Annotated in this window: 14 protein-coding genes; 5 read left to right on the forward strand and 9 right to left on the reverse strand. The window is 41.3% G+C overall.

Features of this window, described 5'->3' with window-relative positions; genetic code table 11:
- Nucleotides 1-162: 162 nt before the first annotated feature.
- On the forward strand, nt 163-1,281 hold the full coding sequence (locus D0469_RS17510) for a mechanosensitive ion channel family protein (protein ID WP_117328011.1): 1,119 nt from the start codon (nt 163-165) through the stop codon (nt 1,279-1,281).
- Nucleotides 1,282-1,555: 274 nt separating this feature from the next.
- Nucleotides 1,556-2,914: an MATE family efflux transporter gene (locus D0469_RS17515; RefSeq protein ID WP_117328012.1), complete on the forward strand. Its 1,359-nt coding sequence runs from the start codon at nt 1,556-1,558 to the stop codon at nt 2,912-2,914.
- Nucleotides 2,915-3,028: 114 nt separating this feature from the next.
- On the opposite strand, the gene D0469_RS21925 is transcribed toward D0469_RS17515, so the two are convergent.
- The 4 genes from D0469_RS21925 to D0469_RS17530 form a co-directional block, all read right to left on the reverse strand.
- Entirely contained in the window at nt 3,029-3,163 is a 135-nt protein-coding gene (locus D0469_RS21925; RefSeq protein WP_267897320.1) for a hypothetical protein, read from the reverse strand.
- 134 nt (nt 3,164-3,297) lie between these two features.
- Nucleotides 3,298-4,071 carry an SDR family oxidoreductase gene (locus D0469_RS17520; protein ID WP_117328013.1) on the reverse strand — a complete coding sequence of 258 codons (774 nt, stop codon included), beginning with the start codon at nt 4,069-4,071 and terminating at the stop codon, nt 3,298-3,300.
- Between the two features lie 323 nt (nt 4,072-4,394).
- Nucleotides 4,395-5,138: a CAP domain-containing protein gene (locus D0469_RS17525; RefSeq protein WP_117328014.1), complete on the reverse strand. Its 744-nt coding sequence runs from the start codon at nt 5,136-5,138 to the stop codon at nt 4,395-4,397.
- A 372-nt stretch (nt 5,139-5,510) separates the two neighbouring features.
- Nucleotides 5,511-5,795 (reverse strand): hypothetical protein, encoded by a 285-nt coding sequence (locus D0469_RS17530; protein WP_233523102.1) that lies wholly within the window; start codon nt 5,793-5,795, stop codon nt 5,511-5,513.
- Between the two features lie 92 nt (nt 5,796-5,887).
- On the opposite strand from D0469_RS17530, the gene D0469_RS17535 reads away from it, so the two are divergent.
- A complete protein-coding gene (locus tag D0469_RS17535) occupies nt 5,888-6,136 on the forward strand; it encodes a DNA alkylation repair protein (protein ID WP_117328015.1) in 249 nt (82 codons plus the stop codon).
- Nucleotides 6,137-6,209: 73 nt separating this feature from the next.
- Here the strand turns inward: D0469_RS17535 and D0469_RS17540 are convergent, their stop codons facing one another.
- Nucleotides 6,210-7,121, reverse strand: coding sequence for a CobW family GTP-binding protein (locus tag D0469_RS17540; protein ID WP_117328016.1), 912 nt, complete (start codon nt 7,119-7,121; stop codon nt 6,210-6,212).
- Between the two features lie 240 nt (nt 7,122-7,361).
- Between D0469_RS17540 and D0469_RS17545 the strand changes: the two genes are divergently transcribed.
- Both D0469_RS17545 and D0469_RS17550 read left to right on the forward strand, forming a co-directional pair.
- Nucleotides 7,362-8,081, forward strand: a complete 720-nt coding sequence (locus D0469_RS17545; RefSeq protein ID WP_117328017.1) for an AlbA family DNA-binding domain-containing protein — start codon at nt 7,362-7,364, stop codon at nt 8,079-8,081.
- Between the two features lie 236 nt (nt 8,082-8,317).
- Entirely contained in the window at nt 8,318-8,593 is a 276-nt protein-coding gene (locus D0469_RS17550) for a GNAT family N-acetyltransferase (protein WP_233523103.1), read from the forward strand.
- A gap of 250 nt (nt 8,594-8,843) precedes the next feature.
- Here the strand turns inward: D0469_RS17550 and D0469_RS17555 are convergent, their stop codons facing one another.
- From D0469_RS17555 to deoD, 4 genes are all read right to left on the reverse strand, one after another.
- A complete protein-coding gene (locus D0469_RS17555; RefSeq protein WP_117328019.1) occupies nt 8,844-9,776 on the reverse strand; it encodes an LCP family protein in 933 nt (310 codons plus the stop codon).
- Between the two features lie 182 nt (nt 9,777-9,958).
- Nucleotides 9,959-11,431 (reverse strand): lmo1851 family serine protease, encoded by a 1,473-nt coding sequence (locus D0469_RS17560; protein WP_325048976.1) that lies wholly within the window; start codon nt 11,429-11,431, stop codon nt 9,959-9,961.
- A gap of 60 nt (nt 11,432-11,491) precedes the next feature.
- Entirely contained in the window at nt 11,492-12,352 is an 861-nt protein-coding gene (locus tag D0469_RS17565) for a M15 family metallopeptidase (RefSeq protein WP_117328020.1), read from the reverse strand.
- Between the two features lie 26 nt (nt 12,353-12,378).
- Entirely contained in the window at nt 12,379-13,080 is a 702-nt protein-coding gene (deoD, locus tag D0469_RS17570) for a purine-nucleoside phosphorylase (RefSeq protein ID WP_117328021.1), read from the reverse strand.
- Between the last annotated feature and the right edge of the window lie 427 nt (nt 13,081-13,507).

Below are 13,507 nucleotides of genomic sequence, written 5' to 3' on the forward strand. Positions count from 1 at the left end.
CAGCCCTTTCTCCCTTAATTATAGCTTTGTTCTTGATGCGTAAGCGCCCTTTAGATGAATCACATTAACCGCCACAAAATTTACCAGAATCTCCAACTAGAAACTCTCTGATAACTCTGCTATTATAAAAATTTCATTGTATATCTTTAGGGGGGCGTGTTTATGAATCAAGCCATAGAATCAATAAGTGAATTAATTAATGCGAAAATCTGGATAGACATTGTAATTTCTCTTGGAGTACTCTTTTTGTTTCTGGCTATTAGAAAGATATTCACTACATATGTATTTAAAATAATCTTGCGTTATGCTCAAACAAGGAATACAGAAACACTTGCTCAAGTCCTGCTCGCTTTCGAAAAACCGTTCCGCTGGCTAATTGCTTTCCTTGGCATCATGCTGGCCATTAAATACTTCCCGTTTGAACTGATAGCAGAATCAACAGCAACGAAGATTATCCGAACCGTTTTTATCATTCTTGCAACATGGGGACTAATAAATATCAGTGCGATATGGTCCATTCTGTTCCCTAGGGTAATCAAACGATTCGACCTTGAAGTGGACCAGATTGTACTTCCCTTTTTCACAAAGCTGATGAAGGTGATTCTATTTACTTTGTGTGTTAGCATCATTGCTGAGGAATGGGGCTTCAATGTTAATGGATTCGTTGCAGGACTCGGGCTTGGCGGTCTGGCCTTCGCGTTGGCAGCCAAAGACACTGTCAGCAACTTTTTCGGCGGGTTAGTCATCATCACTGAAAAACCTTTTACAATCGGAGACTGGATCAAAACCCCAAGCGTCGAGGGTACAGTAGAAGATATTTCATTCCGGAGTACCTCGGTCCGTACGTTTGCGCAGGCACTGGTTACTGTGCCTAATGCAACCCTTTCCAATGAGTCAATCACCAACTGGTCGAAGATGGGGAAACGGCAGGTCGCTTTCCATTTGGGGCTTACTTATGATACTCCAAGAAAAAAGCTGGAAACGGTTGTGAGGCGGATCGAATTAATGCTTAGCGAAAACGAGGAAGTCGATAACGATACGATCCTCGCACGCTTTGACCGCTTTAATGATTCAAGCCTTGATGTTTATCTATACTTTTTTACAAAAGCAACTTCCTTTAAAGATTATCTGGATATAAAAGAAGATGTAAACTTTAAGATTATGGATATATTGGAGCAAGAAGGTGTAAGCATTGCTTTCCCTACCAGAACGCTTGTAGTCCAGAGCGCTTCCGCAAACGTGGAAGAGGAATTGCTAAAGCAAACCCGGCAACAGGGCTAACTTGATACTTTTTTTAGACTGCCTGCATTTTGCCGGCGGTTTATTTGTTAGATAAGAAATTATACTTCTTTAACACGGTACAGGTGTCCAGCTCCAGCACCCAGCAACTTTTTTTCCGTAGGAAAATAAATCAACCCTCCCAGAACTTAGCCGATGTTCCTTTTACCAGGGTGCTTGCGCTTTTCTTAATTATTGGAGCAAAATAGAAACAGGTTGGATATGTAAGATGATATAATTCCATTCATTGAAATTTAAACCCCGAGGTATAAAGATTATGCAGCAAACGTTTACGATTAACGAAAAGCTTAAACAATTCATCTTGATTGTTGTCCCCATCCTCGTGACCCAGCTTGGAATGTTTTCCATGAACTTTCTCGATACAATGATGTCCGGAAGATTCAGTGCCGCTGATCTCGCTGGCGTGGCCATTGGAAGTTCTATTTGGACTCCGGTTTTTACAGGTTTGAGCGGGATATTGCTGGCTATCACTCCAATTGTTTCCCAGCAGGTTGGTGCCAAGGACACCAAATCAGTCCCTTTTTCCGTTACACAAGGTGTCTATCTGGCAGTCTTTATGTCCCTTATCGTTATTATAATCGGAGCTTTTGTAATAAACCCTATCCTTGATGGAATGAATTTGGATCGGAAGGTGCGTACAATCGCTTTTGACTATCTGGTCGGGCTTTCTTTTGGAATGATTGCCTTATTTGTTTTCAATGTCCTTCGCTCATTCATCGATGCGCTGGGACAAACGAGAATTTCTATGATGATCACACTGATTTCACTTCCAATTAACGCTTTACTAAATTACATGCTTATATATGGAAAATGGGAATTCCCCCAGCTAGGAGGCGCCGGAACCGGCTACGCCACGGCCATAACTTATTGGCTTGTCACCATTATCGCTGCAGCAGTGATTATGAGGATGGAGGGTTTTGCAAAGTATAAAATCTTTCGGAATTTTTATAGTGTCTCTTTAAAAGAATGGAAGGCAATTCTTAAAATAGGAGTACCTATCGGTTTTGCCATATTTTTTGAAACCAGTATTTTTTCTGCTGTTACTTTGTTAATGAGTACCTTTGATACTGTTACCATTGCCGCCTATCAGTCTGCCCTTAATTTCTCATCCTTTCTCTATATGGTTCCGCTCAGCATTTCTATGGCCTTAACCATTGTTGTTGGATTTGAAGTGGGGGCAAAACGGTTGAACGATGCCAGAGTATACAGCAGAATCGGCATTGCCATGTCCATTGTTCTCGCTGCATTATCTGCTGTCGGCTTATTCTTTTTCAGGGAACAGATTGCCTCTGTTTACACCGAAGATCCGGATGTACTGGCCATGACAGCCCATTTTCTTGCTTATGCACTGTTTTTCCTGCTGTCTGATGCAATCCAGGCACCAATCCAGGGGGCACTGCGCGGTTATAAAGATGTCAATTTTACTTTCCTGATGTCGTTTATTTCATTTTGGGTAATTGGCTTGCCAACAGGTTATCTTTTCGTCCATTTCACCGGCTTGGGGGCATCAGGCTACTGGATTGGACTAATAGTCGGACTAGCCGTGGGTGCCCTCGGAATGTCCAGCCGCCTTTATTACATCCAAAGGGTGAGATATCGAAGCAATGCCAGTTAAACAAGTGGCCCGTAAAGCCTTTGAATAAATACTTTACGGGTTCTCCTTTTGAACATCGTTCTGCGGAATTTTGCTTTTATTTCATCAATCCTAGCTTTATACCTGCTCCGGCATTTATTTAACCTGCCTTCCGGGATATCCTATCCTGCTAGTTCCAATTTTAGAAAGGACTTTTCCCCAGTAATCATCTATTGGTGTTTTACGTTCGTTGCACACTATTTCAATAGAATTTATTGTAAAACTTCTCATTCACCATCACTCCCTTTTGCAGAAACCATAACATTGCCTTTTTTTATGAAAAATAATGACAAATTGTGTTATCATATGTCATAACCTTTTCTTATTATTCAAATAAAAAAAGCATGCCACTCGGCACGCCCTCTTTAATCTTGATATATTTTTCCAAGAACATCCTTGCCGCCGGTTACCGGAATAACGCTGCCGGTAATAAAATCCGAGCGGCTGTCACAAAGAAAGGCAATCATCCGAGCAAGGTCTTCACCGGTGCCAGGACGGCCTACAGGGACATCCTTATCTGTCTCCTTCTGGGCATCCTCGATACTTCGCTCCTTCCAGCCCCCATAAATATCTCCAGGGCATACCATATTTACAGTTATCCCGTTTGCCGCTTCTTCCATTGCCAGTGTTTTGGTCAGTGATGTTAGCCCCGCTTTTGCGGCGGCAAAGGCCGATCGGTAAACCCAGCCGGGAGCTGTTTCGCTTCGTTCGAATCCTAGCGTGATGATTCGGCCCCACCTTTTTTCCCGCATTAACAAAACGGCTTCCTTTGCCAGATAAAAAAAACCATTCAGGTTGCCGTTGATTAAATAATTCCATTCCTCCGAGCTATAATCCGCCATGGATTTCCGTTCGTGGATATACGGACCGGCGTTATGTATTAAAATATCAATAGTGCCCATATGCTCTTTTACGCATTCAATTAAGTCATTGCAATTGCTTTCGTCAGCGGAATCACTTTGAAACGCAAATGCCCTGATGCCGAATTTCCCTTCCAATTCGGTAACAAGCTCTTTCGCTTTCTGCTCGCTTGTACGGTAGGTTACTGCAATATGATTGCCTGAAGCAGCCAGTGCTTCAGCAGTTTTCTTCCCTATTCCAGTTGCCCCGCCAGTAATTAATGCCACTTTTCCATTCACAAAAGTTTACCTCTTTTATTTGATGATATTTTTGTCTATCAGCCTATTCATATTATACATAATTTTATCCCGCGGGCTAAAAATAATGCAATGCAGGAGGTTCGGTATGCTTTATATTTAACTTACTTCTGTTTAGGAGGCGTTGTTTAACATTTCTCAGCTAATACTGGTTTCAAAGAACAATATTTCCTGATGAAGGATTATTTTCATTCCGATGCGGCATAAGCTTTCTTTTCATTATTGGGTATGATGTCTGCAATATTTATGCACACAAGAAAAAAACCTTGCCGCGTAAGGGCAAGGCTTTCTCTGGCTTATGACTATTATTTTCCGATGAACATTTGTGTCCAGTAGTTACCGCTTGAAACATGGCCTACACCAATGTGAGTGTAGCTAGAGTTCATGATATTTTCACGGTGTCCAGGGCTATCCATCCAAGCTTGTACTACCTGTTGTGGAGAAGTTTGACCTTGAGCAATGTTTTCTCCAGCTGAGCTGTACTGGATTCCGAATTTCTTCATCATATCAAATGGAGATCCATAAGTTGGGCTGTTATGGTCAAAATAGTTTTTATCCTTCATATCCTGAGATTTCACACGAGCAACTTTGCTTAGCTCAGTATCTAATTGCAATGCTTTTAGTCCTTGCTTCGCTCTCTCAGCATTTGTTAATTCAACAACTTGCTTTTCAAATGCACTTACTGCAGAAGTGTCTGCAGCTGCCGGAGCTTGCTTTGGTGCAGCAGCAGTTTCCTGTGCAGCAGGCTTAGCTGGTGCAGTTTGCTTTTGTACTGCCGGCTTAGCTGGTGCAGTCTGCTTTTGTGGCTGTTGAGCTGCCTTTTTTGTTGAAGGTGCAGCAGATTGATAATTATATACTTGTGGATTTACGTTATAATTATACTTTTGTTGAAGCTGTTTTAAAATATTATTATAATCCTGCTGGCTATTAACCTTGTAAGTGTACGTATTTACATTGCAGTTTGAAGCTGCATCAGCTTGATTAGCACCTGCACCTGTAAAAATGATAGCGGCCGCAGCTGCTGCGGAAAGTAGCATTTTCTTTTTCATGTTATATTTCCTCCTAATGAAATAGTTTTTGTCTCGCTTTCTCACAAACTCATGATAACATGCGTTTTTCGTAATAATCGGACCATCTATTTCCAGGAGGTTTAAAAAATAGAATCACTATTTTCATAAACTTTCGTTTTTATAAGTTATTCCAGTATAATGATTGTCATATCAGGGCTAGCAACGTATAGGAGAATTTTCCCTTGATTTCCGTGTTCTCACATTCAATGGAAACTATTATCCTATTTTTCCATTACTCTACTAATGAAACTGTATTGACAACTTTTAAAATAGCGTGTTTTTATGACAAATATTACAGAAAGATTACATCATTAATCTTAAGTAAATGCAGTTTTATCTTTTCATCGATTTTCATGTCTGTTTTCCTAAGGCGTCCATTGATTGTGAATAAAAGGCGATAAGGTTTATTTTTTCTTGTGCTGTAAGTGACGAATCCACAATCCGAGAAATACTCATATGGAATTTCTCGTATCTGCCTTTGCGTACGCGAGGATGGGAATTTTCGTCAAGAAGCTCCCGTTTTACGAGTTCAAACAGAATCTCTTCCTCTTTCATTTTGTCATTCTTAACTATTCGGTTGTTCCAAACCATTAGATATATCTCAAGCAGAGACCTTTCTTGTAAATGATCATTCACGCGCTAGTTCTCCTTCCCTTAGAAATGAATACATATTTTCCGTAATTGGACAAAACATAGTAGTAAATACAATAACCCAAGAGGTGAGAGAAATGGCAAGCCCGTACCGCTGTCCAAATTGTAAAACAAACAAATCTCGTTTTAATATCATTCAGCAGACTGCCTATCCTGTAAAAATGGACCCTTTTTCCGGCGAGGTGCTTCAGCAGCTGTCAAATGACGCACTTGAGCCGTTCCATATGCCCTACCGCGGACCGGAATACCGCATCCAATGCGGCACATGCGGCAATATCGAAGATGAACGGACTTTTTTGGCTTTTGGAAGCATGAAATCGCAATAAAAGTTCTCGGGCAGGGGATGGCAGTATTACGCCACTCCCTTTTTTAATCAGTGCCTTTACTCATTTCACCGGTTTATTGCTCCATATCCTTTAGCTGTTCGATTATCACTTCAGGTTCCAGGTTCTCTCCTATCACCACTAGGTTCAAAGGCATCTTCATTGACTCCTGCATAAAGAAAGGCATCCCATATGAGTATTGAAATAAATAAGGGTATTGGGAATTTTTAAAAGAAATATAACCTTTCATCCGGTAAACTGTATCAGGAAGATTTTTAAGCCAACTGTCAAAGTCCTCCATATTAATGGCATTTGAAAAATGGTGCACAATTGCCTTCAGATTCAGATGCTGGCCTATTTCTGTTTTTGCATGCTTTGCCTTTTTCTTCATTTTCAGGGCCTTCAGATCAGCCAGGGAAACGGCTGAGTGGCTGGTCAGTACAGTTGTTGCACCTGGGTTTATTCCGGCCATACTGAAGGCAATTTTGGCTGCCTCCATTTCACTGACTAAATCCTGCTTATTTAAAAGAATGTAGTCGGCATGCCTGATTTGTTCCATTAATAGCTGTTTTAATTGAGGAGAAAGGCTTTCACGATCCCTCCAGCGAAGCATATCAACCACTGTAATAATCCCTTTATATTCTAGACTTTCTGCAAATAAAGGAGATAGAATACCGTCAAGAACTTCAACGGGATGCGCGGCTCCTGTTGTTTCAATATAAATGGCATCCAAATCGTTAAGCAGCAGCTCCTGCAGCTGGCTTTCAAGCTTATCCTGAATAGTGCAGCAGATACAGCCGTCAAACAGCTCTTTTAGGGGTACATCATCTTGTATCATTCCACTATCAATGGAGATGCTTCCCATTTCATTTAAAAGCACTGCTATTTTCCTTTCCGCTGCCTTTTCCTGTTCAAGGATGTTCCGGAGCAGCGTCGTCTTGCCGCTTCCTAAAAATCCGCCTAAAATATAAATTTCAACTTTTTTCATTTCATTACACTCCTGCTACCCATTAACGTTTTTATACCATTATACACTTTGCAAAAGAAACTTTCCCTTTCCTATCCAAAGCTGAACACAAGCCTTTCTTTAACATATCCTATAATATAATCTAAAGAAATTCGTGATGGAATCTAATTATGAACAATAATTCTACCATTTTTATTACATGCTCCAACAGAAAGCTATTATAATGGTAAAAGGAAAACTCGAAAGGAAAGGGTCATATAAATGTTTTATGCCAACGTGCGTCCGCAGGGATTAAAGGAATTCCTTTTACAGCCCGGGCATGACCAGCTGAAGGAATTGCTTCTTCATAATACAGGAGAGACAGATTTTCTTGATTTTAAGTGGAAATGGATTGATTTTACGAAAATGGCGAAGCATATACTTGCCATTGCGAATTCAGGCGGAGGATGCATTATTGTCGGCGTAAATCAAACTGACGACGGCAAAATTCTCATTGACGGACTTTCAGAAAGGGAGTTCCTTGATAAAGCAGATGTTGATAATAAGCTCGAAAACCTGTTGCCTAAGTATCTCAAATACCATACAGAGGATTTTATTTTTTCAAAGCGGACCCATGCACTCCTTCAAGGCAAGCGATTTCAGGTATTAGTTATCGAATATGATCCGAAATATGTTCCCTATACATCCACCATTACCCGCGGGGAGCTCACATACGGGGCAATTTATGTCAGGCAGGGAACAAAATCAATAGAAGCAAGCAAAGATAAGTTGGTTGAAATTATACTCAGGAAAGCGGAATCTGGTGGATCTGACTATCATGAGCTGTCTTTAAAAGATCATCTGATGCAGCTAAAAGAGCTTTATGAAGAAGTGAACGCCCAGCCAAACGCAGGCTATACCGAGTTTGTAACGGATATGATTGAAAAAAAGAAACATAAAATCCAATCATTACTAGACTTGCAGAGTGAAAAAGATGTATAAAAACCGGATGGAAAAAGCATCTGGTTTTTTGTGTTTTACTCAGGAAATTTTTGTTAATATAAAAATATCTGATTCTGAGTAAGAGGGCCAACAATGAGTGAATTATTTACAATTGATTGCGGCGAGTTTATCTTGCGTGAATACATCCTTGAAGATGCAGATTCAATTTAACTCTTTCATTAGAGGAAGATATATATCATTACCTGCCAGAATGGAGAACCACCAAAGAACAACGGTTGCCATGGGTTAGTGATTGGGAAATACCAGGCAATAAAGCCTTCTTAAAACTAATATCGGAAGGAAGGCCAGAAGGTTATTTTCGATTGGGGATAGTTTTAAAGGAAACAGATAAATTCATTGGGTGGTGCTGTGCGGGACCTAAAGATCAATTACCGAAACCGAATACTGAGATATTTTATGCTATTTCAAAAAACTATGAAGGCCGCGGCTATGTCACAAAGGCAGCAAAGACGCTAATCGATTATTTATTCAGCGAAATTTTGCAACACTGAATGCACTAGCACACGTTGAAATGTTGGTTCCAATAAAGTAATAAAAAATGCGGCTTTCAATATGTTGGAGACATAGAGATTAAAAGTAAAATGAATCATCACTATAAATTAAATACAATCCGCAATTAGGAAATTGAAAGAGTAATACGAAAACAAGGACAGTAAAAAACCGCAAGAGAATGAATATTGTCTTACGGTTGTTATATGGGCTCAACTATGAATAATTAATAGCCTAAGGTGCAACCTCAGCTCAAATTTCCTTATTATTCTGCCCGCTCCGGCTAGAAAAAAATTCTGATAGAGCTTCTTGGTTTTCAGGAATGTTTATTTCAAGAACCGCCCCAGCATGCGGATAAAGTTTATCCTGGAATGTTCCTTTAAGCGGTATTGTCAGGTTTTCTGCAGACGCTGCATTGTTTAAAATGAGCTGGCTGCCGATACCAAGGATCGCATTTAACTGCATATCCGTTTCGATCATACCAAGGCCTTCTTTGATTATTCCTGGCAAAACTGTGATCCCTTCTACACTGCCAAGCCTGTTGGCAATCTCATTTTTTAATTTCAGGAGTACTTCCTGCTGACGCTGCACTCTGCCAAAATCACTGTTGTCATCATGCCGGTATCTGACATACTTTAGTATTTCTTCCCCATGAAGCCGATTTAAACCGGCTGAAGCTTCCATGCTCATGTCGTCAATCATCGTTTCACTCACCTGGACTTCTACCCCATCAGGGACCAGCAAATCGACCAAATTTTTGAAACCTTGAAAATCAATTGTAACCACATGGTCTATTTGCAAATTAAAATTGACCAGAATTGTTTCTTTAAGTAATTCTGTCCCGCCAAAGTAATATGCTGCATTTATTTTATGATAATGTTGCGGGTAACCGGGAATCTTCACGTAGCAATCCCTCATAATAGATGCTAGCTTCAATTGGTTATGCTTATGTTCATACTGAGCAACTAAAATTGTATCTGCACGTGATTGGTCTTCCCCTCTTGAATCAATGCCAACCAGCAGGAATGTCCCGGGAGGATTTTCTTTATACCCAACAGTATTATTTTGCTGGCTGTTTATTTGCTTAGGAGGTTCATCATCGCCGGAATGGTTCAGTTTGTCTGGCTGATGAGTACAAGCGGATAAAACCATCAAAAATAGAAAAACGAACTTTATTATTCCCAAGCAAACTCACACCCATTTCCGACAAGGATGAAAGTTATTCACCCTTACAAAAATTTCACTTACATTAATTTGCCCTCTTCAACGAGGACATATACGGTATTATTGGTAATTATTTCAAACTTCAGGCAAAATAAAAACCCTGCCAGCCTTTGTACTGACAGGGTAAAGTATACCTCTACGAGTTATTTGGTAATTTCTTTGTTGAGCAATTCCTGTGCTTTCTTAAGCTGTGTGTCGTTGCTGAGGATTTTATTCCTTAAACCTTCCATTAACATAAGGGTTGTTTTCCCCTTAACAACACCTGTAGCTTCAAGCTTTTTGCTTGTCTGGAATGCTTGAACAGCTTTTTTTGTTTGTTGGTCAAAGAATCCGTCAACCTGGCCAGGTGCAAAGCCAAGTGCCTCGAGCATTTGCTCCGCTGTTTTCACTTCAGCAGATGAATCAGACAGCTTCAATTCCTTATCAGGTGAAATGAAAGCAAGATTGGCATATTGCGGCAGAACCACCTGAACATCAGGTTTTATCCCCGTTTTGTGGATCCAGTTCCCATCAGGGGTCAGCCATTTTGCCGTGGTAAATTTGAAGTTTGACTTATCGTCGAAATCTTTGGCAGATTGGACAGTCCCTTTACCAAAAGTATTTTCCCCTACCAGCTGGATTCCAGCAGATTCCTTTACTGCTGCTGCAAGGATTTCAGAAGCACTTGCACTTCCTTTGTCGACAAGCACGACAACTGGGACATCCAACTCACGGTCATTTTTAGATTTAAAAACAGCCTTTTCTCCGCTCCTGTCCTCAACCTGGAAAATCACTTCACCCTTCGGCACAAACATACTTGCAATTTCTTCAGCCTGATCCAGCAAGCCTCCCGGATTTCCGCGCACATCGATTATGATTCCCTTCATGCCTTTGCCTGCCATATCATTGATAGCTGATCTTAGTTCTTGTGCCGTATTTTCTGAAAAACTGGTGATTTGTATTTTAGCGATTCCGTCTTTGAGCATTTCTGCATAAACCGTTTCAAGCGGAATGGTATCACGCGTAAGCTTGACCATTAGAGGTTCAGTATTCTCTCCCCTTTGGATTTCCAGTTCAACCTCTGACCCCTTTTTCCCGCGGATTAGCAGTACTGCTTCTGTTGAACTCATGCCCTGAAGGCTTTTTCCGTTAACGCTAAGAATAATATCATTAGGCTGCAGGCCAGCCTTTTCAGCAGGTGAGCCCTTAATTGGAGAAACAATGACAATACGGCCTTCCTGTTCCTGTATTTCAGCTCCAATTCCTTCGAATGAAGAAGAAATATTTTCATGAAAACTCTTTGCTTCTTCTTCGTTCATATAATCCGAGTATGGGTCCTCCAACGAATCGATCATTCCATTGATTGCCCCGTTAATCAGTTTATTTTCATCTACATCCTTGTAATACTCCTTGGAAAGTGTATCGTAAGTGGAAAACAGTTTATTGAATTCCTGCCTATCGCTGTCAATCCTTTGTGCGATGGGCTGTTCCGTTCCCCCCCCTAATGTCAGGGCAAGGACAGTAATTCCAGCGGTAACGAGTACCAGTGAAAAAATCAGCATTATAAACTGGAATTTTTTGATGCGGACAAACTTGGATCTGTCCTTCTGCTCTTCTTGATTCGTGCCTTCCTCCACAGTGATTCCACCACTTTCTTTGCCGATTACTGCGTTTTACTATATAAGCGCATTTTTTATTTAGATTTTTTCAACAATGTTAAAGTATTCCTCCAGCGTGAGGTCTCCATCAAAAATAACGGCTGCTGCTTCAACACCTACATACCGAAAATGCCAGGGTTCATATTTATACCCTGTTACCGATTCTTTACCTTTTGGGTAGCGCAGGATAAACCCATATTTGTGGGCATTTTCCTTTAACCACTTCCCCTCAAGAGTCATTTCAAACTGCTGGGTCAGCAGTAGCTGGTTGCTTCTGCTGGAAATATCAATTGCTAGGCCAGTCTGGTGTTCGCTCTGTCCAGGATTGGCAACTGCTTCAACAGCTTTTGCCTGGCCCTTCTGCTCAACCTCTGCCTCGAAAATGGCATGCTGGCGGTTATAGGAGCGATAGCCTGAGACAGCAAATAATTCTATTCCTGCTTGTCCAGCTTCACGGAATAGTTTTTCAAGTGCCATCGCTGCCTCATTCCTCAACAGGGCTTTTTCTTCCTGCTGATCGCCAAACGAAAAGGGGATGGATGGACGGACAAGGTCTGCTGGAATATATGACTCAGGCAATGTGAATTCTTTATTAACTAGAGCCATAATGTTATCGGGATTTTGAATTAGCCTTTTTCCGTCTGCCTCAATGACAGTATTAAAGTTGTCGGAAGGCAAAGATAATCCCGATTCTGAAGAAGCCTGCCGAGTTTCATCTTTCACCGAAATATCTTCCCGGTCGTCCATTTCGATTCCATCTTCCGCGGCACTAGAAGTCTTATCATTATCCTTTGCCGCCGCTGAAGGACCTTCATCGTTCTGCATTTTAAAGTGAAATGGCTGGCACCCTGACAGTAATACCGACATAACCAAGAAGAAGCTAATCGTCTTTTTTTTCATGATGATTTCTCTCCCCGTCTTCTAGGTCATTGAATGGCAGCGTCAAGTGCCACTTCAATCATTTCATTGAAGGTTGTTTGCCTTTCTTCTGCGCTCGTCTCTTCCCCGGTAAGGATATGGTCGCTTACAGTCAAAACAGAAATGGCTTTGCGGTTATATTTAGCTGCAAGCGTGTAAAGAGCTGCGGTTTCCATCTCGATCGCAAGAATTTGATATCTGGCCCACTTCTCCAAATCACTATTTTCATTATAAAAAGAGTCTGCCGTAAAGACGTTGCCTACTTTAAGCTGCAGCCCTTTGGCTACTCCTGCATCATATGCTTTTTTTAGCAGCTCAAAATCTGCAGTAGGAGCATAATCCACTCCGCCAAATGTTAGGCGATTGATCTGGGAATCAGTTGATGCGCTCATCGCAAGAATAACATCCCTGACCTTTACATCCTTTTGGATTGCCCCGCATGTTCCAACGCGAATCAGGTTTTGGACATTGTAGCTTTGCATCAGTTCATGGATATAGATAGAAATTGAAGGAACACCCATACCAGTTCCCTGCACGGAAATTTGCTTTCCTTTATATGTACCGGTATATCCAAACATATTTCGAACCTCATTATAGAGCTTTGGATTTTCCAAAAAGGTTTCAGCAATATATTTAGCTCGGAGCGGATCTCCAGGCAAAAGCACCGTTTCAGCTATCTCATTTTCTTTTGCACCAATATGTACACTCATTTTCATTTCCTCCTTAACAGGTATACCTATCATACTATATCATACCCGCCTGGCAGATGAAAAACTACTTTAAACCCCTCCTTCATGAAGAAAGGGAAAACATAAAATACAGTGCAGTGCAGCACCTGAACTTTGATGGGGAAAACGGCTAATGTCGCTACGTCCTCACATAGCAGCCGCTTTGTTCGTTCGATGCCTCGCTCCTATTGCATTCCTTGTCCTATACGTGGGGGCTTATTCTGTAAAAAAGCTGCTGGGCGCTGGAGCTAGACTTCCAGAAAAGCGAAAGCGCCCTGGTCAGAGGAAGAACGGCTAAGATCGCCACTTCCTGTGGCAACGCCGTTCTGACCCACATCGTGTGGGCCTCCGGCAAGCATAAGACAAGCGCTGACAGAAGGCTGTTTTTGCCTTCCGAAGCGCTTGGCTT

The sequence above is a fragment of the Peribacillus saganii genome (assembly GCF_003429095.1).
Taxonomy (GTDB): Bacteria; Bacillota; Bacilli; order Bacillales; family DSM-1321; genus Peribacillus; species Peribacillus saganii.

Coding starts and splice junctions, on each gene's coding strand:
- D0469_RS17510 (WP_117328011.1), top strand. CDS start 163: ATGAATCAAGCCATAGAATCAATAAGTGAATTAATTAATGCGAAAATC.
- D0469_RS17515 (WP_117328012.1), top strand. CDS start 1,556: ATGCAGCAAACGTTTACGATTAACGAAAAGCTTAAACAATTCATCTTG.
- D0469_RS21925 (WP_267897320.1), bottom strand. CDS start 3,163: ATGAGAAGTTTTACAATAAATTCTATTGAAATAGTGTGCAACGAACGT.
- D0469_RS17525 (WP_117328014.1), bottom strand. CDS start 5,138: ATGAAAAAGAAAATGCTACTTTCCGCAGCAGCTGCGGCCGCTATCATT.
- D0469_RS17535 (WP_117328015.1), top strand. CDS start 5,888: ATGGCAAGCCCGTACCGCTGTCCAAATTGTAAAACAAACAAATCTCGT.
- D0469_RS17540 (WP_117328016.1), bottom strand. CDS start 7,121: ATGAAAAAAGTTGAAATTTATATTTTAGGCGGATTTTTAGGAAGCGGC.
- D0469_RS17545 (WP_117328017.1), top strand. CDS start 7,362: ATGTTTTATGCCAACGTGCGTCCGCAGGGATTAAAGGAATTCCTTTTA.
- D0469_RS17565 (WP_117328020.1), bottom strand. CDS start 12,352: ATGAAAAAAAAGACGATTAGCTTCTTCTTGGTTATGTCGGTATTACTG.
- deoD (WP_117328021.1), bottom strand. CDS start 13,080: ATGAGTGTACATATTGGTGCAAAAGAAAATGAGATAGCTGAAACGGTG.